Raw genomic sequence first — 23,896 nt, forward strand, 5'->3', positions numbered from 1 at the left:
GCGGTCAGAAAATTCAGTGAATTTTCTGCGCACATTAACTCAAACTTAAATAACGACGGATTTTTCTGAGAAGTAAGAAAATCCAAGGCCAAAGCACACCACTGGCTAACGCCCCGAAAATTTCTTGCCAGTTAAAATTGGCGCTATGCAAAACAGATTCAATCAAGAAAATACTGACTCGAATAGCAAAAATAAAGCCCACCAGTAACAAACTTTGCATCCATAAGGAAAGGTTGCGCAACCGTAAATGATGTCGAGTAATAAGATACGCGAATAAAGACATCACTAAGCCATGTACCCCGAGTGTTGAGCCAAGCACCATATCCCAGATAATACCGATAATAAACGCCCAGCCAATGCTGACTTTATGTGGAATTGACAACGCCCAATAGGCAAACACCAAAACAATCCATGCTGGTTTAAAACTCTGGAAACCGGACGGCCATGGCGCCAATTCCATCACTAAAGCAATCGCAAAAATTGCCGTCAGCACAAAACATTGAAAGAAAAATCGACCTTGCATTAATCTTCCTCTCTGTGAGATTGGTTTGGTAACGGTGGATGATTCATCTCATTTTGTGAATCCGTTGGTGCTTCTGCCGGCATGTATTCACTTGGTAATGGTGATGTCATATTATTGCTCGGGTCATTCTCTACCGGGACAACGGTTTTCTTCACTTTATTGGCTTCGGCCCCTTGATTATCAAGACGTTGTTGGACCACTTTACGCACTTCTTCCGGTGTAATGGTTTTCGCTTTACGCATATCTTCGTTCGTTGGCCACAATAAAAGCACATAACGCAATTTATCAATAGAAGCCAACGGTTTTGCTGTGACCGTCGCAAAATAATTTTTTCCGTTTCTGGAAACTGATTCCACGATCGCCACTGGATACCCTTCCAAGAAACGCCCACCTAAACCGGATGTCACTAATAAATCGCCTTTTTGAATATCAACGGAACGCGGCACATTATCTAACGTCAATTCATCACTATGACCCGTTCCGTTAGCGATTAAACGTACGTCATTACGCAATACTTGAACCGGAACCGCATGCGTCACATCGGTAATCAACAAAATACGGCTGGTGTTTTCCCCCACCGAAATAATTTGTCCAACGACGCCTTTCTCATCAATCACCGGCTGACCGGCATAAGCCCCGTCTTTTTCACCTTGATTAATCACGATTTGTTGACGATAAACATCTGTTTCAGCAGTCAACACTTCTGCAATTTTTTTGTATTCGTCGGTTCGTAATGGTGAATTTAGCAATAAACGTAAACGTTGGTTTTCAACTCTTAACTGATCAAGCAACAGTAAATCAGCATTTTTTTCACGCAGTTGCTCTTTTAACACGCGATTTTCAATTTGCAGTTTATTGGTATCCACCAAATTATCAGAAACACCATCTAACACCGCACGCGGTGTATTAGCTAAATAATAGAGACTACCGACCGCCGTTTCCAGAAAGCCGCGGGCTTGAATTATCGCGTTTGTTTGTCCGTCAGATAGGATTAAACCGACAGAAGCGGTAACCGCTAAAAAGAGTTTCAATCCTAAGGGAGGGGTTTTACCGAAGATAGGTTTCATTGTCGTCAATTCCGACTAAATAAAAGTGCGGTCATTTTTAACCGCACTTTTTCTTGTTCATCAGGCTTAAATTTCGTCGCTGAAAATATCGCCGCCGTGCATATCAATCATATCCAAGGCCTCACCGCCGCCACGAGCAACACAAGTCAACGGGTCTTCCGCCACAATGGTCGGCACGCCGGATTCTTTCGCTAACAACATATCAATATTGCGCAACAAGGCACCACCACCGGTCAACACCATACCGCGCTCAAAAATATCCGCAGCATGCTCCGGTTGGCACTCCTCTAATGCGGTGCGCACTGCCGCAACAATGCCACTCAACGGTTGGCGAATCGCTTCTAAAACATCTTGAGAGGTTAAGGTAATGGAACGTGGTGCGCCTTCTGCAATATTGGAACAATGCACTTCCATTTGTTTCACTTCATCGCCTTCTTGAATGTAAGCAATACCAATTTCTTGTTTAATACGTTCAGCCGTTGGTTCACCAATAATGGAACCGAAATTTTTACGCACATAAGACACGATAGCTTCGTCGAAACTGTCACCACCGATGCGCACAGAAGAAGAATAAACGATGCCGTTTAAAGAAATTACCGCGACTTCTGTCGTACCACCACCGATATCAATGACCATGGAACCTGTTGCAGTCGAAACCGGTAGTTTTGCTCCAATGGCTGCTGCCATTGGCTCTTCAATTAAATACACTTCGCGAGCACCGGCCCCCATGGCAGATTCTTTAATGGCACGACGTTCTACTTGAGTTGCACCTGCCGGCACACAAATCAACACACGAGGACTTGGACGCATGAAGTTGCCGCTGTGTACCTGTTTAATAAAGTACTGTAACATTTTTTCGGTCACGAAAAAGTCGGCAATCACGCCATCTTTCATCGGACGAATCGCTTCGATACTTTTCGGTGTACGTCCTAACATTTGTTTCGCTTCTTTACCTACCGCCGCAATGCTTTTTAGTGAGCCGCTACGATCGCGACGAATCGCTACAACTGAAGGCTCATCAAGAACAATGCCCTGTCCTTTCACATAAATTAATGTATTTGCTGTACCAAGATCGATTGAAAGATCGTTAGAAAATAAACCGCGAATTTTTTTAAATAACATACGTATTCCACTGAACTAAATTGAATAAAACAAGCTCATTTTCGAGCGTTAAAAAATTGCGCTAAATGTACCAAAAAATGCGCGCCTATAACAGAAAATTTTATGTTTCAATCGCAAAAAATTACAATTTATCGGTGCCATTGATGCTTTTCCATAAGCTGTTGAGCCTCAATTTCCCTTGCTTTAGGCAAAACAGCGTGTAAACTGACCGCACTTTATTTGATGAAAAGAAAATTATGGCGAAAAAAACACACAAAGCGATATTGCAAGATCCGAATTATGCGAAGGAATTGGCAAAATATGACAACCCGGTTCCGAGTCGTGACTTTATTCTGCAAGTGATTCGCAAACAGAATTCTCCTATGAGCAAAGAGGAGATTTTTAAAACCCTTGCCATCGTAAATGAAGAACAACAAGAAGCTATGCGCCGTCGTTTACGCGCCATGGAAAATGACGGACAGTTGGTGTTCACGAAACGGAAATGCTATGCCCTACCGGAAAAACTCGATTTACTCAAAGGCATGGTGATAGGCCATCGAGAAGGATTCGGTTTTTTACAAGTCGAAGGAAAAAAAGAAGATTTTTTCATTCCTAACGTGCAAATGCAGAAAGTCATGCATGGCGATTACGTGTTGGCACAAGCAAACGGTTTTGACCGCAAAGGTCGTCCAGAAGTCCGTATTGTGCGGGTGTTGGAAGCGAACAAAAAACAAATTGTCGGTCGTTTTTTCCTTGAGCAAGGCATCGGTTATGTAGTGCCGGATGACAGCCGTATTACACGCGATATTTTAATTCCTGATAACGCCCGTCTTGGTGCCCGCATGGGGCAAGTCGTCGTGGTGGAACTCCATCCGCGCACAGCGCCATTTTTCCAACCTATCGGCAAAATCACCGAGGTACTTGGGGACAATATGGCGAAAGGTATGGAAGTGGAAATTGCCATTCGTAAGCATGATATTCCCCACAGTTTCCCAAGTGCGGTGGAAAAACAACTTAAAAAATGGGCTGAAGACGTGCCTGAAGAGGCTAAACGTGGCCGTGTAGATTTACGTGGCTTGCCGTTAGTGACCATTGATGGCGAAGATGCACGCGATTTTGATGATGCGGTATTTTGCCAAAAACAAGGCAAAGGCTGGAAGCTTTGGGTGGCGATTGCCGATGTGAGCTATTACGTTCGACCGAAAAGCGCCTTGGACACGGAAGCCTATAATCGAGGCAATTCCGTCTATTTCCCAAACCGCGTCGTGCCAATGTTGCCGGAAAAACTCTCCAATGGTTTATGTTCGTTAAATCCGCAAGTGGATCGCCTGTGTATGGTATGTGAAATGACGATCTCTGCCAAAGGCAAAATGACAGACTATCAATTTTACGAAGCAGTGATGAATTCCCATGCCCGTTTAACCTATAACAAAGTGGCAAAAATACTGGAAAAAGACACCGCACTTTGTGATCGTTATGCATCCTTAGTCCCTCACTTACAAGACCTGTATGAAATGTATCAAGCGTTAGTAAAAGCTCGCCAACAACGTGGCGCTATCGAATTTGAAACCATTGAAAGCAAATTTATTTTCAATGCCTTAGGTCGCATTGAGCGGATTGAGCCGGTCGTGCGTAATGATGCCCATAAAATCATTGAAGAATGCATGATTTTGGCAAATATTGCGTCTGCCAACTTCATGGAGAAACATCAAGAACCGGCGCTGTACCGTATTCATGCCGTGCCCGGTGAAGAAAAACTCATGGCATTTCGCAGTTTCTTGGCTGAATGTGGCTTGAGCCTATCCGGTGGTAATAAACCGACACCGATGGATTACGCACAGTTACTTGAACAGATTAAACAACGCCCGGATCACGAATTGATCCAAACCATGTTGCTACGTTCTATGAGCCAAGCAGTTTACAGCGCCGACAACATCGGTCACTTTGGTTTGGCGCTAGAAGAATACGCCCATTTCACCTCGCCGATTCGCCGTTATCCCGATTTGACGTTACATCGTGGCATCAAATATTTATTGGCGAAACAAAAGGGCTCTAAACGTAAAACGACCGACACCGGTGGATATCATTATCCACTTGAGGAAATGGATGTCTTTGGCGCGCATTGTTCTTCCACAGAACGTCGTGCTGATGATGCCACCCGTGAAGTCGCCGATTGGCTGAAATGTGAATATATGCAGGATCATGTGGGCGAAGAATTTGACGGTGTCATTTCTTCCGTGACCGGTTTCGGCTTCTTTGTCCGTTTGAATGATCTGTTTATCGACGGCTTGGTGCATATTTCCGGTTTGGCGAATGACTACTACTTATTCGATATGCCGAAACAACGTCTGATCGGTGAAAACAGCGGCATGATTTTCCGTCTCGGTGATGCGGTAAAAGTGCGCATAGAAGCGGTGAGTTTAGAGCAAAAACAAATTGATTTTTCTTTAATTTCAAGTGAACGCAAGCCGAAACGTAGTGGTAAAACAGCGCGAACCAAGGCGAAAAAATCGGAAGTCAAAGCGCCTAAGAAAACAACGACAAACAAAAAGGCAAAAATAAACAAAAGTGCGGTCAAAAAAAGTCACGTTTCTAAAATGAAATCCAACGCCGCCTCCAAAACGAAAAAGGTAAAGAAAAAACATGAGTGAAACAATTTATGGCATCCACGCAGTAAAAGCGTTTGTGACCAATTACCCGGAACGTTTAATTGAAGTGTCGGCGTTAAAAGGCCGAGACGACCAACGTTTACAACCCTTAATTAATGAAATTCAACGGTTGGGCATTTCCGTTCAATTTTTAAATCGTCAAACCTTGGATAAAAAAGCAGAAGGCGAAGTACATCAAGGCATTATTGCGCGAGTGCACTCATTACCGGAATTAAATGAGCATGATTTGGATCGCTTATTAGAAACTCAAAATGCGCCTTTATTATTGGTTTTAGATGGCGTCACGGATCCACATAACCTTGGTGCTTGTTTGCGAACGGCAGATGCAGCGGGTGTAAGTGCGGTGATTGTGCCGAAAGATAAATCTGCGCAACTCAATTCTACTGCACGAAAGGTCGCCTGTGGCGCAGCAGAAAATGTCCCGCTTATTCGAGTGACTAACCTTGCCCGTACCCTGCGTGATCTACAAAAGCGACACAATGTATGGGTTGTAGGCACCGCCGGTGAAGCCACCGAAACCCTCTATCAAACCAAACTCACGGGGGCGTTGGCGTTGGTCATGGGGGCAGAAGGAGAAGGCATGCGCCGCTTAACCCGCGAACATTGCGATCAACTCATCAGCATTCCAATGGCCGGTTCGGTTTCTTCTCTCAATGTCTCCGTTGCCACCGGCGTTTGCTTATTTGAAATCGTGCGACAACGACTGGGTTAATTTATCAGTTTCCACATGGAAAAGTGAGGCAATTTTTAACCGCACTTTTTCTCATTCAGATAAAAATAAGCGCGTAGAACAGCGCTTATTTTTTATTTACCCCTACAATTTATGAGCGAAAATGAACAGCGGATGTTCATTTATCAATAATAAATATTTCGCATTCAATCAAAAGAGTGCTTATTTTTGTGATATTTCTCACAAAACCTCATAATTTTGCTTTCCTGTTTTTATATTTGCTTTATCATTCCTGCGTTCTTTTCATATAAAGACAATATTACTTATTTAACTCTTGGAGAATTTTATGTTTGGTCCATTTAAACCAGCTCCACATATTGCTGAGCTGCCGGCTGACAAAATCGATTCCACCTACAAACGCCTACGTTGGCAAGTATTCGCAGGGATCTTTTTCGGTTATGCCGCTTATTATTTCGTACGTGCAAACTTTGACTTGGCACAACCGGGCTTAATTCAAGCCGGCTTATACTCTAAAGCCGAATTAGGGGTTATCGGTTCTGCTGCAGGTTTGGCTTATGGTCTATCCAAATTCGTCATGGCTGGGATGTCCGACCGTTCTAACCCACGTGTATTCTTACCATTCGGTTTGTTGCTTTCTGGTCTTTGTATGACCCTAATGGGCTTGTTCCCGTGGGCAACTTCCGGTATCGCGATTATGTGGGTCATGATTTTCTTAAACGGTTGGTTCCAAGGTATGGGTTGGCCTCCATGTGGTCGTACTATGGTGCACTGGTGGTCTAAATCCGAACGTGGAACTATCGTGTCCATCTGGAACACCGCTCACAATATCGGTGGTATGATGCCGGGCGCCATGGTGTTATTAGCCAGCGCAATCTTCTTCAGCACTCACGGTGTTGAAGCACAAGCAAAAGACATTTGGCAACAATCCCTTTACTATCCGGGTATTGCGGCAATGCTCTGTGCAATTCCGGTATATTTTGTGATGCGTGACACACCACAATCTTGTGGTTTGCCTTCTATTGAAAAATGGCGCAACGACTATCCGGATGACTATAACGAAAAAACCTATGAAAACGACTTAACGGCAAAAGAAATCTTTGTTACCTATGTTTTGAAAAATAAATTGTTATGGTACATCGCGATTGCTAACGTATTCATTTACTTAATCCGTTATGGCGTATTGAAATGGTCACCGGTTTACTTAAGTGAAGTGAAACACTTCAACATTAAAGGTACCGCTTGGGCATACACGATCTATGAATTGGCCGCAGTACCGGGCACATTATTATGTGGTTGGGTTTCTGACCATGTATTCAAAGGTAAACGTGGTTTAACCGGTTTCATCTTCATGATCTTAACCACTGCAGCAGTTGCTGCTTACTGGATGAACCCAGCTACACCGGAAGCAGAGTTAGCAAATTATGCTGCATGGTATGAAAACCCATATCAATTAACCGACTTCATCTTAATGACCTTAATCGGTTTCTTAATCTACGGTCCGGTTATGCTTATCGGTCTACATGCGCTTGAACTTGCACCGAAAAAAGCGGCAGGTACGGCAGCAGGATTTACCGGTTTATTCGGTTACTTAGGTGGTACAGTATCAGCGTCTGCCGTTATTGGTTGGGCTGCACAACACTACGGTTGGGACGGCGGTTTCTACGTCATGATCGGTGGTGGTATTCTCGCCGTGATCTTGCTCTTTATCGTCATGATTGAAGAAGGCAAACACAAAGCGAAATTAGGTGACACCTACGGCACCAAATAATTGAACAATTCAAAGGCGCAAGCGAAAGCTTAGCGCCTTTTTTGTACCCAAATTTTATAAGTTAAATGATTTTATCCAACGTAAGTTTTTGTCTCTGTCTTTGGATGAAATTAAAAACACCTCAAAAATCAACCGCACTTTCAAGGAGAAATGCTGATGAAATTAAAAACCTTAGCAGTCACATTAATTACAGCAGGCGTATTAGCCGGTTGTAGTCACCAACCCTCCATAAACAAGATGAAATCAGACAAAATTATTATTGCCCACCGTGGTGCAAGCGGTTATTTACCGGAGCATACATTGGAATCTAAAGCGCTTGCTTTTGCACAACAAGCCGATTATTTAGAACAAGATTTGGCGATGACAAAAGACGGTCGCTTAGTCGTCATTCATGATCATTTCTTAGACGGTTTAACCGATGTTGCGAAAAAATTCCCAAATCGTCATCGTAAAGACGGTCGTTACTACGTTATCGACTTTACATTAAAAGAAATTCAAAGTTTGAATATGACAGAAAACTTTGAAACGAAGGAAGGAAAACAGGTCGCTGTTTACCCTGGACGTTTCCCTCTGTGGCAATCTCATTTCAAAATACATACCTTTGAAGATGAAATCGAATTTATCCAAGGGTTAGAAAAATCTACCGGTAAAAAAGTGGGTATCTACCCTGAAATAAAAGCGCCTTGGTTCCACCACCAAAATGGCAAAGATATTGCTGTAGAAACCCTCAAAGTGTTGAAAAAATACGGCTATGACAAGAAAAGTGATCTAATTTATTTGCAAACTTTCGATTTCAATGAGTTAAAACGTATTAAAACGGAATTACTACCGAAAATGGACATGGATTTAAAACTTGTCCAGTTAGTGGCATATACCGATTGGCATGAAACGGAAGAAAAAAATGCCAAAGGCAAATGGGTAAATTATGACTATGATTGGATGTTCAAACCAGGAGCCATGGCAGAAGTCGTCAAATATGCTGATGGTGTTGGTCCAGGCTGGTATATGTTAGTCGATAAAGAAAAATCCAAACCGGGTAAAATTGAATATACACCTCTAGTAAAAGAACTCGCGCAATATAACATTGAGTTGCATCCATACACGGTACGTAAAGATGCTTTACCGGAATTCTTTACTGACGTAAACCAAATGTATGATGCCTTGTTAAACAAATCAGGCGCAACGGGTGTCTTTACCGACTTCCCGGATACGGGTGTAGAGTTTTTAAAAAAACACAAATAATGTACGAATCAAATATGTGGATTAAGCAAATTTAATTGCTTATTAACACAAATAAAAAAGGCTTGGAAATCCAAGCCTTTTCTTTTTTCTGGTTTGCGAAATTATTCGCCCAAACGCTCTTTGATACGAGCCGCTTTACCGGAAAGTGCACGTAAGTAGTAAAGTTTCGCTTTACGTACCGCACCTTTACGTTTCACTACGATGCTATCAACTGCCGGAGAGTGAGTTTGGAATACACGCTCAACGCCAACACCGTTGGAGATTTTGCGTACAGTAAATGCAGAATGCAAGCCACGGTTACGAATTGCAATAACCACGCCTTCGAATGCTTGCAAACGACGTTTGCTACCTTCAACAACCCATACTTTAACTTCTAAGGTATCACCCGGACGGAAGCTAGGTACGTTTTGTTTTAATTGTTCTTGTTCAAGTTGTTTAATGATGTTAGACATTTTTGATCCTTTTTGATCCTAGATTTAACTGAGTTTACTGTCATATTCGGCTTTCGCCTGTTTTAACAGCTTACGTTGTTCGTCAGTCAGAGCTAGGCCTTCCAGTAGCTCAGGGCGTCGTAACCATGTTCTCAATAACGATTGTTTTAACCGCCATTTGCGAATTTCCTCATGGTGTCCCGACATCAGCACGGGTGGCACGGTTAATCCATCAAGCACTTCAGGACGCGTATAATGCGGACAATCCAGTAATCCGTCAGCAAACGAATCTTCCTCTGCGGAAGCTTGTTTACCAAGCACACCGGGGATAAAACGGGCAACTGCGTCAATTAACGTCATTGCCGGCAATTCACCGCCGGTGAGGACATAATCACCTACGGACCATTCTTCATCAACGACCGTTTCAATCAAACGTTCGTCAATGCCTTCATATCGGCCGCATAACAAAATCAATTTGTGATTCTGCGCTAATTCCTCTACGCCTTGTTGATCGAGTTTACGACCTTGCGGTGAGAGATAAATCACTTTTGCGCCTTCGCCTGCTACTTCTTTTGCTGAATCGATAGCATCCTTTAATGGTTGCACCATCATCAGCATTCCCGGACCTCCGCCATAAGGACGGTCATCTACGGTTTTATGCTTATCGTGCGTAAAATCCCTTGGATTCCAGCACCGCACTTGTAACAGGTTTTGCTTAACAGCCCTGCCGGTTACCCCATATTCCGTAATTGCTTTAAACATTTCAGGGAACAGACTTATTACCCCAATCCACATAATTTAGCCTTAACTTTTGAGCCTTATGTTAATGTTACCGCAAAGCGCTACGGCATACCTGAGATTAGAAACCAGCGTCCCAATCCACTGTAATCGTCTTAGTGGCGGGATCGACTCTTTTAACTACTTGTTCATACAAAAACGGAATTAACCGCTCTTGTTTCCCGAAAGCATCTTTTACATTGGCTTTTACTACCAATACATCATTAGAACCGGTTTCCATCATTTCAGTCACGGTTCCCATGGCATAACCTTCCAGATTCACCACCGCACAACCAATTAAATCGTGCCAGTAGTAATCCCCTTCTTCCAAGGTTGGAAATACCGATAAATCGACACCGATTTCCACATTGGCAAGGATTTGCGCCGCTTCACGATCATCTACGCCTTTTAATTTAACGATCAGTTCGTGATTATGATGACGCCAGTTTTCCAGTTCGGTTGGCTGCCACTGCCCTTTGATTTTCAAAAACCAAGGTTGATAATCAAAGATACTTTTAGCTTGTTCTGTGGATGAGTAAATACGTAACCAACCGCGAATACCATAAGTCGAACCTAATTTGCCGACAGTTTCGATTCTTTGTTGTTGCATATTCATCACCTCAAAAAAGTAAAATTACGCAGCTTTTTGCGCTTCTTTTACTAAAGTCGCAACGCGATCAGACAATGAAGCACCTTGGCTAACCCAGTGGTTAACACGGTCTAAATTGATACGAACACGTTCTGCATTGCCTTGTGCGATTGGATTGAAGAAACCAACACGCTCAATAAAACGACCGTCACGTGGTGAACGGCTGTCAGCAACTACGATTTGGTAAAATGGGCGTTTTTTAGCTCCGCCACGAGATAAACGAATGGTTACCATAACCTTCCTCTAATTATTTGATTACAAAAAGAAAACCCTCAAATATCGAAAGTTAAATGAGAGTTAAACTTACTTTTTTCTCTGTATATATAGACAAAAAGCCCGTGGATTGTACTCTTTTTCGCATAAAAAGCAAGTTAAAATCCATGTTTGGGCTTTGTTAAAACGGGAATTTCTCAGATAAATTCAAGATAAAGTGCGGTCGTTTTTCAGAACGTTTTTAAGATCTCTTTTACCCTTCAAAAGATTGCGCATCTGCCATTAATTTCTCAATATCGGCAATTTCTTTCGGTGCAGCAGACGTCAGATTTTTATTGCCGTAATCGGTAATCAACAAATTGTCTTCAATCCGAATGCCAATGCCTTTGTATTGCTCCGGAATATCCGCGTCTTTAGATAAATATAACCCAGGCTCTACGGTGAGTACCATGCCGGGTTCCAAAGTGCGGTCGCGATTTTCACCATATTCGCCCACATCATGCACATCCAACCCGAGCCAATGTCCTAACCCGTGCATATAAAACTCACGATAGGCTTTTTGTTCGATTAATTGATTTACGTCGCCTTTCAGAATACCTAAACGCACTAAACCTTCGGTTTTAATACGAATAACTTCTTCGTTTGCTTTCGCAATGGAGCCGCCCGGTACCAGCAATTCAATGGCGCGTTTTTGTGCTTGTAGGACAATTTCATAGATCGCTTTTTGCGCTTCAGTAAATTGACCATTCACTGGAAATGTGCGGGTAATATCACCTGCATACATGGCAAATTCACAGCCCGCATCAATAAGCACCAAATCGCCGTCGCGCAACGGCATATCATTTTCCGAATAATGCAAAATGCAGGCATTTTCACCACTGGCAATAATGCTGTTATAGGAAGGATAACGCGCACCAAAGCGATTAAATTCATGCAAAATATCGCTTTCCACCTCATATTCCAAACGGTTCGGGCGGGTTTGTTGCATGGCTTTAATGTGTGCAAGCGCGCTGATTTGCCCCGCTTGTTGCATGAGCGCAATTTCATTTTCCGATTTGAACAGGCGCATCTCACCGAGTATCGGCTTCCAATTAAAAACACTCAAAAATTCCACCGCACTTTGTTCCAGCAAGGCATCGCCCCAAGGCTGTTGCTTCGGTGCATAATAAAGTGCGGTCTGTTTTTGCGCTAAATTGTTAAACTGCGGTACAAACTCGTCGATGGCATAAGCGGTATCCACCAACAAGGTTTGCGGTGCATTGTCCACGCCAAGACGGCGGCCATTCCAAATTTCCAGTAATTTATCGGACGGACGTACAAAAATGATCGCCTGCAGTTCACCTTGCTGTTTACGCAATAACAATGCCGAATTCGGCTCATTAAAACCGGTCAAATACCAGAAATAGCTGTCCTGACGGAAAGGATAATCACAGCCGTCATTGCGACGACGTTCAATGTCGGAAAATACCAAAAATAAGGAATCTTCCTGCATTTGTTCAAAAACCTTGGCACGGCGTTGGGCAAATTCTTCTATCGGTAACGCTGCTATGTATGCGAGATCCATCATTTATCCTTAGTGTAACGTTGGCTGTTTGTCTTCTTGTTTGGTGAAATGGGTAAAAAACAAGGTGGCGATGGTGCGCACATATTCCACGATCTCTTCCACCGCTTGTGCCAGTTCCTCGGGATCATCGTCTTCTTCGTAACCTAACTGGCAAATATCATGTAAATCGTCCACCGCTTCGCCGATGTCGCCTTTTTCTTTATCCAAATGCGGTTGAGCCAAGCCTAAACCGAGCAAAAAGTGATTCGACCATTCCGCTAAGCCATCCGCCTGTTCAAAGACATTTTCCGTATCAGGCAAACAAAGCTCAAAATCAAACGCTTCATTGTCCGCCAATTGGCGATGAACTTGTTGATAAATGTTGCTAACTTGCGTTAAAAGTGCGGTAGGATAGGCATGATTATCATTGGTAAATTGATAGAGCAATGGCTGCCAACTTTGATCTTGAATCCCTCCGCAAATTAAGCCGCTTAAAAAACCGTGTAATTCAGCAGCAGAAAGTGGAATAGAGGCTTGTTGAAGTTGTTGATTCAGGTTTTGATAAGAAATTGTTGTCATTGAAATTATCCTTGTTGAAATTGCGCTTAGTTTATCATTCTACACCGCAGGCAACCAGTTTAGAAATTGGCAAGTTTTTTTGCCTATGGCATAATACGGCCAGTTTTGATTAAAGAATTTGAGGCTAAAATGTCATCAAAAAGTATTGAAATTTCCGTCTTGGGGCAGGTATTACGTTTAAATTGTCCGGAAGAACAACATGAAGCTTTACGCAACGCTGCCCGCGAATTAGATCAACGCGTCTTGGAAATGAAAGAGCGCACCGGCATGTTACAAGTTGAAAAGGTCCTTTCCATCGTCGCCTTAAATTTAAGTTTTGAACTCATGCAAGAGCAACAAAAAACGCATCTCATTGAGGATGTGCTAAAAAACAGAATTTTGCGTCCGCTCGATCATTCTCTTGAAAATATCGGGGCACAAAAGCTCAATTCCTGATAATTTCAGATAACTAAATGTCATCTGAGAAAGAGAATTAGTGCTAGTCATTAAACCTAATTTCGAGTAGTATTGAATAAAAGAAATTCCTGAGGTGTTCGCCAGTGGGTTATGTCCCTGAGCCGATACTTTTAATCTTATGAATTGGTTTCCTGTCATTGGTGTGCAGGCTTAGCTCTGCTAAGAAGCCTAAAAATGATTTCAACTAATTCCCTTGAACCGTCGGGTTCAAGGACCGACCATCCACAACGGCACCTCGGGTCCTCTCAAACAATAGCTATGCGTTTATTTTCCTCAACCGCCGCTCTTCGCCAACAACTTCGTCAGCAAATGCGAGAAACTCGGCAAAAACTGACCACACTTCAACAGCAACAAGCTGCACAACATATTACTGAGCAGGCGCTAAAACTTATCGAACAACAACAGGCGAAAAACATTGCGCTCTATCTTGCCTTTGACGGAGAAATTTCAACAAAACCACTTATTGAGCAATTATGGCAACAAGATAAAAATGTTTATTTGCCGGTGCTGCATCCTTTTGTTCGTGGTCATTTATTATTTTTACGCTATTTACCCGATACACCGATGAAAGCCAATAAATTCGGCATTTTTGAACCGCACTTAAATGTACAAAATGTAATTCCACTTGAGCAATTAGATCTGATCTTCACGCCGTTGGTCGCCTTTGATAAGCAGGGAAACCGTCTAGGCATGGGGGGCGGATTTTACGATCGTACGTTACAAAACTCACCACACCGTTTCATCACAGTGGGTTTAGCACATCAATGCCAACAAGTAGAAGCACTCCCAATCGAAAGCTGGGATATTCCCTTAGAACACATTTTAGCGGGATAAAAAAACCTCCGAAAATTCGGAGGTTTTTTTATGGATTATTGTGGCGCTTTTAATTCCGGTTCTTTTGGTTTTTCCGGCTCATCAAATTTTTTGCCTTCGTTAGCTGCAATAATTTTTGCGGTTTGATCTGCTAAGTGAGTCAAGTTCATCTTTTCATAAGATGCTTTCATCAACGGTAATGCATCCAAAGTCGCTTGCGTATCCGGATACAGTTTCAACATAGAAACCACACGATTTGCTGTTGCCACATAAGCATCACGTTTAAAATAAAACTTCGCAATCGCTAACTCATGACGAGCAAGACTCGCTTTAATGTAAGTCATACGCGCCAAGGCATCCGGCGTATAAGGACTATTCGGGAAATGCTGCACTAAATTTTGGAAGTTAGCAAAGGCCGTTTTAATCGATGTATTTTCACGGGTTGCGCGATCTACGCCGAAGAAATCTTGGAAGAAATTATCACCTAATGCAGAATTAGTTAAACCCGCCATATAAAGGGCATAGTCTAAGTGACTACTGTTTGGGAAACGTTGAATAAAACGATCAATGGTGACTAACGTTTCGGAGTAGTCCTGCGTTTTATAGTAGGCATAAATCAAATTTAATTGTACTTGTTCGCTATAAGAACTCCCCGGAAAACGACTACTCACAGCATTTAAATAACGGATTGCCTGAGAATAATCGCCGTCCTGTAAATAGGTTTGCCCTGTACTGTATAAGGTTTGTTCCGGTGCTTGTTCTACATCTTGTTTAGAGCTTGAACATGCGGTCACCGCCAACACCATAGCGGTAAGCAATGCAAAGGATTTAAGTTTACGCATTGAATAGAATCCTTATTTTTACGAAAAATGAGAAATGAGTTACAATTGCCCGATATTGTATAGAACATTGCTAAATAAGCAAACTTGATTAACGGATTTTTTATTTATGGCACAAATTACTCTCTCGGCAACCGTGCAACCGCAACAAATGGGACAGCGCTTAGACCAAACCCTAGCGGAATTGTTCCCCGACTATTCCCGCTCCCGCTTAAAAACATGGATTGAGGAGGATTTGGTGTTGGTCAACGGTGTCGTGCAAAATGTGCCACGTACCAAAGTTTACGGTGACGAACACATTGAGATTACTGTAGAAATTGAAGATGAAACCCGCTTTGAGCCGGAAGCTATTCCGTTAAATATCGTTTATGAAGACGAGGACATTCTCGTTATCAACAAACCCAAAGATCTTGTGGTCCACCCCGGTGCAGGCAATCCTAAAGGTACTGTTCTCAATGCGCTACTTTACCATTACCCACAAATTGCCGAAGTGCCGCGCGCGGGCATTGTACACCGTTTAGATAAAGACACCACGGGCTTGATGGTCGTCGCCAAAACCATTCCCGCGCAAACCCAGTTGGTGCGTGATTTGCAAAAACGCAAAATCACCCGTGAATATGAAGCGGTTGCTTGTGGCATCATGACCAAAGGCGGCACCGTGGATGAGCCCATGGCACGCCACCCAACCAAACGTACGCACATGGCCGTGCATCCGATGGGTAAACCTGCGGTCACTCACTATCGTATTATGGAACGTTTCCGCGATTACACCCGCCTACGTTTGCGTTTAGAAACCGGTCGTACCCACCAAATCCGTGTACACATGGCACATATCGCCCACCCGTTATTAGGCGATCAAACCTATGGTGGTCGTCCACGCCCCCCAAAAAATGCCAGTGAAGAATTGATGGAAGTATTGCGTAATTTCAAACGTCAAGCCTTACATGCCGTGATGTTACGTTTACAACACCCAATTAATGGCGAAATGATGGAATGGTACGCACCGTTGCCGGACGATTTTGTGGAATTAGTGACTGCTTTAAAAGCGGATTATGTTCTCCACAAAGACGAATTGGATTATTAATATGCAAGCCATTAAACCGAACTGGAACGCCCCTCAAAACGTGAAGGCGTTCACCACGCTTCGCCATGGCGGTGTGAGCCTTGCGCCTTATGACAGTTTTAATTTGGGTGATCATGTAGGGGACGATAAAAACGTCGTGAAAATCAACCGCACTTTATTGGTAGAAAAATTCCATTTGCCACAAATGCCGTTGTTCTTAAACCAAACTCATAGCACGCGCGTATTAACCCTGCCTTATGACGGGGAAGATTTCAATGCCGATGCGGTTTATACCTGCCAACCGAATCAAATGTGTTTAGTGATGACTGCCGATTGTTTGCCCGTGTTATTTACCAATAAACAGGGCACGAAAGTGGCCGCTGCCCATGCCGGTTGGCGCGGATTATGCGATGGTGTATTAGAACAAACTGTCGCCAAATTTCACTGTCCGCCTGAAGACATCTTAGCGTGGTTCGGTCCGGCTATTGGCCCAACGGCTTTCCAAGTAGGGCAAGAAGTTATCGATCAATTTGTTGCCCAAGATCCCCAAGCCACATCCGCCTTTATCGCAGATCCGAAAGCGAAAGACAAATTCCTCGGCAACCTTTACCAAATCGCTACGCAACGTCTCAATGCTCTCGGCATTACCCAAATCAGTGGTGGTGAATACTGTACTTATCTTGAAGCAGACAAATTCTTTTCTTATCGCCGAGAGAATGTCACAGGAAGAATGGCGTCGGTAGTATGGATTAACGGATAATTTGATTTTTAATCTGTTTCATGAAAAAAGTGCGGTGAATTTTGACCGCACTTTTGAAGTTGGAATAAAAACACATCCAAAAAATTAAATGTGCCTTATTTTTTCAGGATTAGAATGTAATATTAAGATTCGTCCAGAAACGACGACCATCTTCTACCGTCCAGCTTCCGCCGTTGGTATCCACACGCTCGCCAATTTCATTACCAATATTTAATACCGCAAAGTTAAGGGAGACATTTGGATTAAATTTGTAAGTTGTACCAAAATCTACCGTCGTATATCCACCACGGGTACGATAAGCGTTTCGATTGTCTCCATTACGCGGATTTGCCCAAATTTGTTTGCCTTTATAAGCAACTCGAGTATAGGCGCTTAAGCTATCATTCACTATCCAATTAAGTTTTCCGCTGGCTGCATGCTTAGGCGTATTATCTAATGGCAATCCTCTTAAACTCACGCCTGAAGCCGAAATGTCTTCATCAGATTTACGTTTTGAGTGCTGATATGTATAAGATAAATCGACGTTCCAATGCTCATTAAACGGAATGTGGGAACTTACCTCGACACCTTTAATATTGGCTCGACCGACATTGCTGTATTCATAAAGTTTTGCGCCGGTAAGCGGATCCGGATTTCCGGTGTAATGGCTAGTGAGTTTATTTTTAAAATCCGTATTAAACAAGGTTACCGTAGCATTGGCGCCGCTATCGTGATGATAAACAACACTAACCTCTTCGTTTACGCTGGTTTCCGGTTTTAAGTTTGGATTACCGTAAATCACACCGGCACCCGCTTCTGTGGCAGTAACATAGCTTTCGCTTAATTCACGAATACTTGGCGCGCGGAAAGCCTTAGCAATTCCCCCTTTTACACTAAAGTTATCATTAATATGATAAACAGCGTAGGCTCTTGGGTTCCAATGCGTACCAAACTTCTGATGATGATCTAAACGTGTACCCAATGTTAATAGGAATTTATCTGTAAAATTAATTTCATCTTCAACGAAAAACGCATACTGATGAACTTTATTTTCTGTATTTTGATAAACCGGTACCGAACGGGTTTGCGTTCTTCCATTCACCGTTCTTGTCACTCGGTTTACTTTGATAACGGAATCATCTTCCAATTTTGCATTTTGATATTGCCCGCCAAACACAAAAAAGTGATTTGCTACAGGTAACATGAACTTCGCATCAAATACGGTATTAGTAATTTCAGGTTTACGAGAATCCATCACCCCATTCGTGGTCACTTCACGTTTTGCTTTTTCTTGATATAAGCTCAATTCCGAACTCATCACATCCCAACCGGCCTGATGAGTCAAAGACCAGTGATTTCTAGTGGCACGAGTTGAGCCCGGTTGATTTTGAGCCACACTGGTACCACGAGTTGTTGTTAACGCTAAGGATTTTCCCGGTGTTTCCTGTTTTTCTAATAGATGGCGCCCACCCTCTAAGATAAAAGTTTGTTTATCTGTTGGAGTAAAGGAAAGTTTGGCATTGATATTTCGGTTTTTATTACGATTAGAACCGCCGATGATATTATCTTCAGGACGATAGTCTGCTCCGCCGTAAACTTGCAGCCCTAGCTTATCTTGAATTAATGGACCTGAAACAAAGAAATTACCATGATGCCCGTTACCAAAAGTGCTTTTATCATGTGCGGTAAAGCCGACAGAAGCAGATCCTGTCCATTCTTTGGTAACATTTTTGGTAATAATGTTGACAACGCCGCCCATCGCATCAGAACCATACAGAGAGGACATCGGTCCGCGTACCACCTCAATACGCTCAATCGCATTCAGCGGCGGAATGAACGCGCCTTCAAAACCCCCATTACCATTTGGACGGGACTCACGGGTATTCTGGCGGCGACCATCCACCATGATTAATGTGTAATCAGCCGGTAAACCACGGATAGAAATATCTGATTTATTTACATTACTCCCACTGACATTTACGCCCGGAATATCTTGTAACGCTTCTTCCAAACGATTGGATGGATGTTGTTTAAGCTGTTCCTGATTGACTATACTGATACTAGCAGGAGCATCTTTTAAATCTTGGGATGTACCGGCTGCAGTGACCACAATCGGCGCCAAGGTTTCACTATTCGTTTCTTCAGCTAAGACTTGAGTAGAGCAAACAGAAAAGATAGCAAGACTAATTGGAGAAAATTTTATATACGATTTCATAAAAAGACCCATTTTGATATTAATAATGATTCTTTTTTATAATATAAAAAAAGATGCGGTCTTTGAAGAGGGGCATATTTCCGATTTTAGAACATTTTTTCATATCACCGATCTAGAGGTAATACTATTTTCAGTTGAATTATTTTCTTGATGCAGTATCATTTGCGCCCTGCATTTTTGCAGACTCACAATCTGTTCTGGGTTCCCTAACCCCAATTTAAACTAAAAAGGTATTCAAATGACACACGCATTTTCGATCTTTAGCGATCGCCAAAAACGTCGAGCATTAGTTTTGCTCAGTTTCTTCCACATTTTTATCATTGCTGTCAGTAACTATTTAGTACAGCTTCCTTTTGAAATTCATGTGCCACTCACATTCTTCGGCGCACAAGAAGACTTTATGTTCCACAGCACCTGGGGCGCAATTACCTTCCCATTTATTTTCTTGGCGACGGATTTAACCGTGCGTATCTTCGGTGCGAAAGAAGCACGTTGGATCATTTTCGTGGTAATGATTCCGGCATTAATTATCAGCTATGTGATCTCAACCCTCTTTTCAAATACCCAATATCAAGGTCTACAAGCATTAACCGAATTTAATATGTTTGTGTTCCGCATTGCAGTCGCGAGTTTCTTCGCCTATGTTTTCGGACAATTATTAGATGTTTTGGTATTCAATCGCTTACGCCAACTCAAAACTTGGTGGATAGCGCCAACCAGCTCTATGGTATTTGGTTCTATGGCAGACACTTATTTGTTCTTCGCGATTGCCTTCTATGCCAGTGGCGATCCGTTTATGGCGGAACACTGGATGGAAATCGGTTTCGTCGATTATTTATTTAAATTATTCATTGGGTTACTGTTGTTCGTCCCTGCTTACGGTGTGTTCTTAAATATGATTCTGCGTAAGATTCAGCAACTGACTGCCGTTCTCGAAAATGATATGAAATTACCCCAAAATTCTTAAAAAGAAACGAATAAAAAATGCCCTGAGGATTCAGGGCATTTTTGCTTTTGAAAACATTATTTTTGCGCTAAAAGTGCGGTCGGATTTTCTGATGTTTCTTCCGATAAGTTGAGATTTTCTACTGCCATCACAGACTTCAAGCCGTCTTCACGTAATTGTTGTGCTGCAGCCTTATCACCAACTTGCTCAAAAACATAAGATGCCATTGTAATGTCCGCCGGCTCCAATTTCTCTTTATTGGCGATTAACGCTTTAAACACCTCATTGGCTTTAGCAAAGTCATTGTTACGCACATATAAATAACCGAGTGCACGATGCGCACAACATTGCGCAGATGGCTCCGCCCCTTTTAACCATCTACAGATAAATTTAACTAACTTACTGTTATCTTCCGGTTGCAAACGACTGATTTGTTTAAACAATTCTTGCGTTAACGGGCTATTGTCACTATCTAATGTTTTCACTAATTCCAACATGAATTCATAAGCAGACTCATGATCATTGGCATCAATTAAACGCGTAATTAACGCCAGTTTCACACGGGCATCACTGCGGCGTTTACGAGATTGTTGATCCCACCAATCTAACAAACCATCGACGCCTTCTTCGTTCATTTTCTCATCGAGCAATCCATCTTCCACTTGGGTTTGTAATGCAACAAATTCCTGTGAGGTATACAAGCCGGATTTTTCGATTTGGTCTAAAATATTATCTAGCGCCTGATAAGCTTTTGATTTTAAATAAATCTCAACGGCTAATTTAAGTACTTCCTTATTTTTCCCCGCCATCAACAATAAGCTGTCAACTGAACTGCGCGCTGCCGGTAATTTATTTTGTTGTAATAAAATGCGGGTACGTGCAATTTCTAAAACCAAGCTATCAGAACCAGCAATTTCCGTTGCTTCCATTAAATAACGGTTTGCACTGAATTCATCACCACGCTGTTGTGCTGCTTCTGCTGCTTTAATGAAGTTCAGCACCGGCTCATCAGAATGCTTCGCATTTTTACCAATTAATTTTTCCGCTTTAGAATAATCCCCTTCATCCATACGCATTAAGCCTTCCAACGTTTGCTTTTGCGCTTTCGTGCGTTTACGACGAGAGAACCAGCTGTATGTGTTGTTGCTTAAACGGAAAAAACGGCTAATGACGACTTCAATGCTGTACACCAAGGCTAAAGCGAGCACAAAGAAGATCACTAAAGTGGTAATGGACATTTCGACGATATGACTTGCCGTTTCAATTCGCACATAGCCTTGCTTACCCGCTAAATACGGACCGGCAATTAAGCTCGCCAGTAACAACAACATTAAAAATAGCACTCGTAACATAATCTATTTCTCCTATTGTTGTTGTCCTTGATTAACTTCCAGCTTTGTTTCATTCGCCGGCGCGGTGGCAGCCTCATTTTCTTTTCCTGTTGGCTCAGTTCCCGAATTACCGTGCGACTCGAGTTCTTTATCCACAGAAAGCGTGATTTTTTGCACTTCTTGTGTTGGCTTATTCAACAATTTATCTAAGGCATTTAACCCACTTAACTGAGTCGGCACATCCACGTAAATTGATTGTTCCGCTAATTCATCCAAATTCTTCAAGAAGTTTTGAGCTACATCGGTGTTGGTATCAAAATACGTCCGAATCCAAGAAGCCACAGTTTGTAGAGATTGTTTGTATAAATCGTCTTGTTGGCGCGGCACAGATAAAATTGCAATTTGTAAACGTAAACGAATATTCTCACGTAAATAAATATCTTGATTTGGTGCTAACAAGGCTTTGTCATTCGCTTTCTTTGGGGTCACACGAATAAAATGATTTAAAAAACTCACCGCACTTTTTTCTGCATTTTCTTTCCAATCATCCAAAGAATCCGTCAATTTATCGTTGTTCGGATCTTCATCAAAATTCACGTTTAACACCGTTAATTCGTCAACATTGTTCGCAAGCTCGGATAAATCTTGCATGATGGTGTTTTGGTCTACGTTATTAAGCGATAATAAGTTTTTCAAATCTGCGTGAATGGCGTTACGTACTAAAGCCACCTCTGGCAACGCAACTTTCGATAAAGTTTCATCGGCTACTTTTAACAACGCGATGCTGGTGTCCACGTCATTATCTAACACCAATTTACGCAACGCATTATTAAGTAGGAAGTCCGCCTCGGTAAGCAACCAATCATTGGGTTGCTCTGCTTTGGCTTGGTTCGCCAAGCGTTGAACTTCTTGTTTCAACGCTGATAAGCTTTGTTCTTTAACAGCAATTTCCTGATGTAATGCGCCAATTTGTTCACTGGCCGTTTTTGAAAATGCAATAAGCTGTTGCAGCTGTGCTCTTTCGGCTTCAAAATTTTGTCCTTCGGCTACCACTGCAGGCACTGACTGTTGTACTTTCCCTGAAAGTGCGGTCAATTTTTGTTGTATTTCCTCAACCTGTAACTGACCAAAATAATAGCCCGCGCCCCCCAAACCTAGCGCAATTAAAATGGCTAACAAACCTAATGCAGAACCGCCTTTTTTTACAACTACCGTTTCTTTTACAGGTGTTTCTTTCGTTGTAGAAGCGTTAGCAACAGTTTCCGCTACAGCAGATTGCTGTGCCGAAGAGATCGTCTTTTCATTGTGTTCTTGTTGCATAGTGTTTACTTTATCCTCTATTGGAGCCTCAATTTGTTCAGTTAATGCCTCATCTTGTGTCGCTAAATCAAGATCTTCACTGACATCAATTTTCTGTTCCACTTCTGCATTCCGTTTCGACGGGTGAGATTTCTTGTTAGCCATAATATTTACCTATAAAGAAAAAATGTGGTTTAACGACATTGTAATAAGGTTTGTAATAACGTTCTATTGTCTGAACACGGACAAACCGTCACTTGTTGCCAACCTAACGCTTGTGCCAAATGAGCAATACGCTCACTGATTGTAATAAGGTGGCAACTTTTTAGCCAATTATGTTCGCTTTGCGGAACAAAATCCACTAATTGGGTAAGTATTTCAGCACTAGTCACGACTATCGTTTTTACGCCTGCTCGTTTGCACAAACTGGTTTTCTCCGCTTGATTGTAAACGAGAGGTTCACGTCGATAGCATTCGACAATTTCAATACTAGCGCCACGTTGTTGTACCTGTTCGGCAAAAAACTCGCGACCACCATTGCCGCGCAAAATTAATACCGTTTTCTCAGACAAATCCTGCATCATGGATAACTGCAATAATCCTTCACTACTTTCCTGCGTAGTCGGATAGTGAATAGCCATTTCTGTCATGGCAGCAAAATACTGAGCCGTACTTTTCCCGACGGCAAAATAGGATAAGTCATCACGCCACTTGAAACCAGTGTTTTTAATGGCTTTATCCGCAAAATCTACCGCATTTTTAGAAACAGCAAAGACATAATCGCCAGGTTTCAGCTTCGCTAATCTCGCTGGCAATTCGTTCAGTTCCACCCCGCGAGTAATTTGAAATAGGGGTAAATGCAACGCAACGATGCCGGCTTTCACCAACATCTCAACCAGTTGTTCTCCACGTTCGTCAGGGCGTGTCACCAAAACAGCCATA

Annotated in this window: 23 protein-coding genes and 1 other RNA gene; 10 read left to right on the top strand and 14 right to left on the bottom strand. The window is 42.5% G+C overall.

Annotation, left to right across the window (positions count from 1 at the left end; all coding sequences use genetic code 11):
• Positions 1-34: 34 nt before the first annotated feature.
• The 3 genes from mreD to J5A60_RS07560 form a co-directional block, all read right to left on the bottom strand.
• Entirely contained in the window at positions 35-523 is a 489-nt protein-coding gene (mreD, locus tag J5A60_RS07550; RefSeq protein ID WP_212509965.1) for a rod shape-determining protein MreD, read from the bottom strand.
• On the bottom strand, positions 523-1,590 hold the full coding sequence (gene mreC, locus J5A60_RS07555) for a rod shape-determining protein MreC (RefSeq protein ID WP_212509966.1): 1,068 nt from the start codon (positions 1,588-1,590) through the stop codon (positions 523-525). The genes mreD and mreC overlap by 1 nt, the downstream gene beginning before the upstream one ends.
• A gap of 66 nt (positions 1,591-1,656) precedes the next feature.
• Positions 1,657-2,712, bottom strand: a complete 1,056-nt coding sequence (locus tag J5A60_RS07560) for a rod shape-determining protein (protein ID WP_048750741.1) — start codon at positions 2,710-2,712, stop codon at positions 1,657-1,659.
• Positions 2,713-2,948: 236 nt separating this feature from the next.
• Here J5A60_RS07560 and rnr point away from each other — a divergent pair, with 236 nt between their 5' ends.
• From rnr to glpQ, 4 genes are all read left to right on the top strand, one after another.
• A complete protein-coding gene (gene rnr / locus J5A60_RS07565) occupies positions 2,949-5,342 on the top strand; it encodes a ribonuclease R (RefSeq protein ID WP_212509967.1) in 2,394 nt (797 codons plus the stop codon).
• A complete protein-coding gene (gene rlmB, locus J5A60_RS07570; protein WP_212509968.1) occupies positions 5,335-6,072 on the top strand; it encodes a 23S rRNA (guanosine(2251)-2'-O)-methyltransferase RlmB in 738 nt (245 codons plus the stop codon). The genes rnr and rlmB overlap by 8 nt, the downstream gene beginning before the upstream one ends.
• 304 nt (positions 6,073-6,376) lie before the next feature.
• Positions 6,377-7,819 (top strand): glycerol-3-phosphate transporter, encoded by a 1,443-nt coding sequence (gene glpT / locus J5A60_RS07575; RefSeq protein ID WP_212509969.1) that lies wholly within the window; start codon positions 6,377-6,379, stop codon positions 7,817-7,819.
• A 156-nt stretch (positions 7,820-7,975) separates the two neighbouring features.
• On the top strand, positions 7,976-9,061 hold the full coding sequence (glpQ, locus tag J5A60_RS07580) for a glycerophosphodiester phosphodiesterase (RefSeq protein ID WP_212509970.1): 1,086 nt from the start codon (positions 7,976-7,978) through the stop codon (positions 9,059-9,061).
• A gap of 101 nt (positions 9,062-9,162) precedes the next feature.
• Here glpQ and rplS read toward each other — a convergent pair whose 3' ends face one another.
• From rplS to J5A60_RS07610, 6 genes are all read right to left on the bottom strand, one after another.
• Positions 9,163-9,513, bottom strand: coding sequence for a 50S ribosomal protein L19 (gene rplS / locus J5A60_RS07585; RefSeq protein WP_006719364.1), 351 nt, complete (start codon positions 9,511-9,513; stop codon positions 9,163-9,165).
• Positions 9,514-9,537: 24 nt separating this feature from the next.
• Complete coding sequence (trmD, locus tag J5A60_RS07590; RefSeq protein WP_048750746.1) at positions 9,538-10,287, bottom strand: tRNA (guanosine(37)-N1)-methyltransferase TrmD; 750 nt, start codon at positions 10,285-10,287, stop codon at positions 9,538-9,540.
• Positions 10,288-10,351: 64 nt separating this feature from the next.
• On the bottom strand, positions 10,352-10,879 hold the full coding sequence (gene rimM / locus J5A60_RS07595) for a ribosome maturation factor RimM (protein WP_212509971.1): 528 nt from the start codon (positions 10,877-10,879) through the stop codon (positions 10,352-10,354).
• A 24-nt stretch (positions 10,880-10,903) separates the two neighbouring features.
• Positions 10,904-11,152 carry a 30S ribosomal protein S16 gene (gene rpsP, locus J5A60_RS07600; protein WP_006719370.1) on the bottom strand — a complete coding sequence of 83 codons (249 nt, stop codon included), beginning with the start codon at positions 11,150-11,152 and terminating at the stop codon, positions 10,904-10,906.
• 232 nt (positions 11,153-11,384) lie between these two features.
• On the bottom strand, positions 11,385-12,695 hold the full coding sequence (gene pepP / locus J5A60_RS07605) for a Xaa-Pro aminopeptidase (protein ID WP_212510761.1): 1,311 nt from the start codon (positions 12,693-12,695) through the stop codon (positions 11,385-11,387).
• Between the two features lie 9 nt (positions 12,696-12,704).
• On the bottom strand, positions 12,705-13,253 hold the full coding sequence (locus tag J5A60_RS07610; RefSeq protein WP_212509972.1) for a YecA family protein: 549 nt from the start codon (positions 13,251-13,253) through the stop codon (positions 12,705-12,707).
• 129 nt (positions 13,254-13,382) lie between these two features.
• On the opposite strand from J5A60_RS07610, the gene J5A60_RS07615 reads away from it, so the two are divergent.
• The 3 genes from J5A60_RS07615 to J5A60_RS07625 all read left to right on the top strand — a co-directional run bounded on the left by J5A60_RS07615 (position 13,383) and on the right by J5A60_RS07625 (position 14,543).
• A complete protein-coding gene (locus J5A60_RS07615; protein ID WP_032997987.1) occupies positions 13,383-13,688 on the top strand; it encodes a cell division protein ZapA in 306 nt (101 codons plus the stop codon).
• Between the two features lie 83 nt (positions 13,689-13,771).
• Positions 13,772-13,955: non-coding RNA, 6S RNA (ssrS, locus tag J5A60_RS07620), on the top strand.
• A gap of 12 nt (positions 13,956-13,967) precedes the next feature.
• Positions 13,968-14,543 (top strand): 5-formyltetrahydrofolate cyclo-ligase, encoded by a 576-nt coding sequence (locus tag J5A60_RS07625; RefSeq protein ID WP_212509973.1) that lies wholly within the window; start codon positions 13,968-13,970, stop codon positions 14,541-14,543.
• 35 nt (positions 14,544-14,578) lie between these two features.
• On the opposite strand, the gene J5A60_RS07630 is transcribed toward J5A60_RS07625, so the two are convergent.
• Positions 14,579-15,364: an outer membrane protein assembly factor BamD gene (locus J5A60_RS07630; protein ID WP_212509974.1), complete on the bottom strand. Its 786-nt coding sequence runs from the start codon at positions 15,362-15,364 to the stop codon at positions 14,579-14,581.
• A gap of 106 nt (positions 15,365-15,470) precedes the next feature.
• Here J5A60_RS07630 and rluD point away from each other — a divergent pair, with 106 nt between their 5' ends.
• Positions 15,471-16,445: a 23S rRNA pseudouridine(1911/1915/1917) synthase RluD gene (rluD, locus tag J5A60_RS07635; RefSeq protein WP_212509975.1), complete on the top strand. Its 975-nt coding sequence runs from the start codon at positions 15,471-15,473 to the stop codon at positions 16,443-16,445.
• A gap of 1 nt (position 16,446) precedes the next feature.
• Positions 16,447-17,184, top strand: a complete 738-nt coding sequence (gene pgeF, locus J5A60_RS07640; protein WP_212509976.1) for a peptidoglycan editing factor PgeF — start codon at positions 16,447-16,449, stop codon at positions 17,182-17,184.
• A 109-nt stretch (positions 17,185-17,293) separates the two neighbouring features.
• On the opposite strand, the gene J5A60_RS07645 is transcribed toward pgeF, so the two are convergent.
• Positions 17,294-19,378, bottom strand: coding sequence for a TonB-dependent receptor domain-containing protein (locus J5A60_RS07645; RefSeq protein WP_212509977.1), 2,085 nt, complete (start codon positions 19,376-19,378; stop codon positions 17,294-17,296).
• Between the two features lie 238 nt (positions 19,379-19,616).
• Here J5A60_RS07645 and J5A60_RS07650 point away from each other — a divergent pair, with 238 nt between their 5' ends.
• Entirely contained in the window at positions 19,617-20,345 is a 729-nt protein-coding gene (locus tag J5A60_RS07650; RefSeq protein WP_212509978.1) for a 7-cyano-7-deazaguanine/7-aminomethyl-7-deazaguanine transporter, read from the top strand.
• A 56-nt stretch (positions 20,346-20,401) separates the two neighbouring features.
• Here J5A60_RS07650 and J5A60_RS07655 read toward each other — a convergent pair whose 3' ends face one another.
• From J5A60_RS07655 to J5A60_RS07665, 3 genes are read right to left on the bottom strand one after another with little or no spacing between them, the layout of a single operon-like run.
• The gene (locus J5A60_RS07655; RefSeq protein WP_212509979.1) at positions 20,402-21,676 is read right to left on the bottom strand and encodes a heme biosynthesis protein HemY; all 1,275 of its coding nucleotides are present in this window, start codon (positions 21,674-21,676) and stop codon (positions 20,402-20,404) included.
• Positions 21,677-21,688: 12 nt separating this feature from the next.
• Positions 21,689-23,119: a uroporphyrinogen-III C-methyltransferase gene (locus J5A60_RS07660; protein ID WP_212509980.1), complete on the bottom strand. Its 1,431-nt coding sequence runs from the start codon at positions 23,117-23,119 to the stop codon at positions 21,689-21,691.
• Positions 23,120-23,148: 29 nt separating this feature from the next.
• Positions 23,149-23,895 carry a uroporphyrinogen-III synthase gene (locus J5A60_RS07665; RefSeq protein ID WP_212509981.1) on the bottom strand — a complete coding sequence of 249 codons (747 nt, stop codon included), beginning with the start codon at positions 23,893-23,895 and terminating at the stop codon, positions 23,149-23,151.
• Between the last annotated feature and the right edge of the window lies 1 nt (position 23,896).

The organism is Aggregatibacter sp. oral taxon 513, assembly GCF_018128305.1.
Lineage (GTDB): Bacteria > Pseudomonadota > Gammaproteobacteria > Enterobacterales > Pasteurellaceae > Aggregatibacter > Aggregatibacter segnis_A.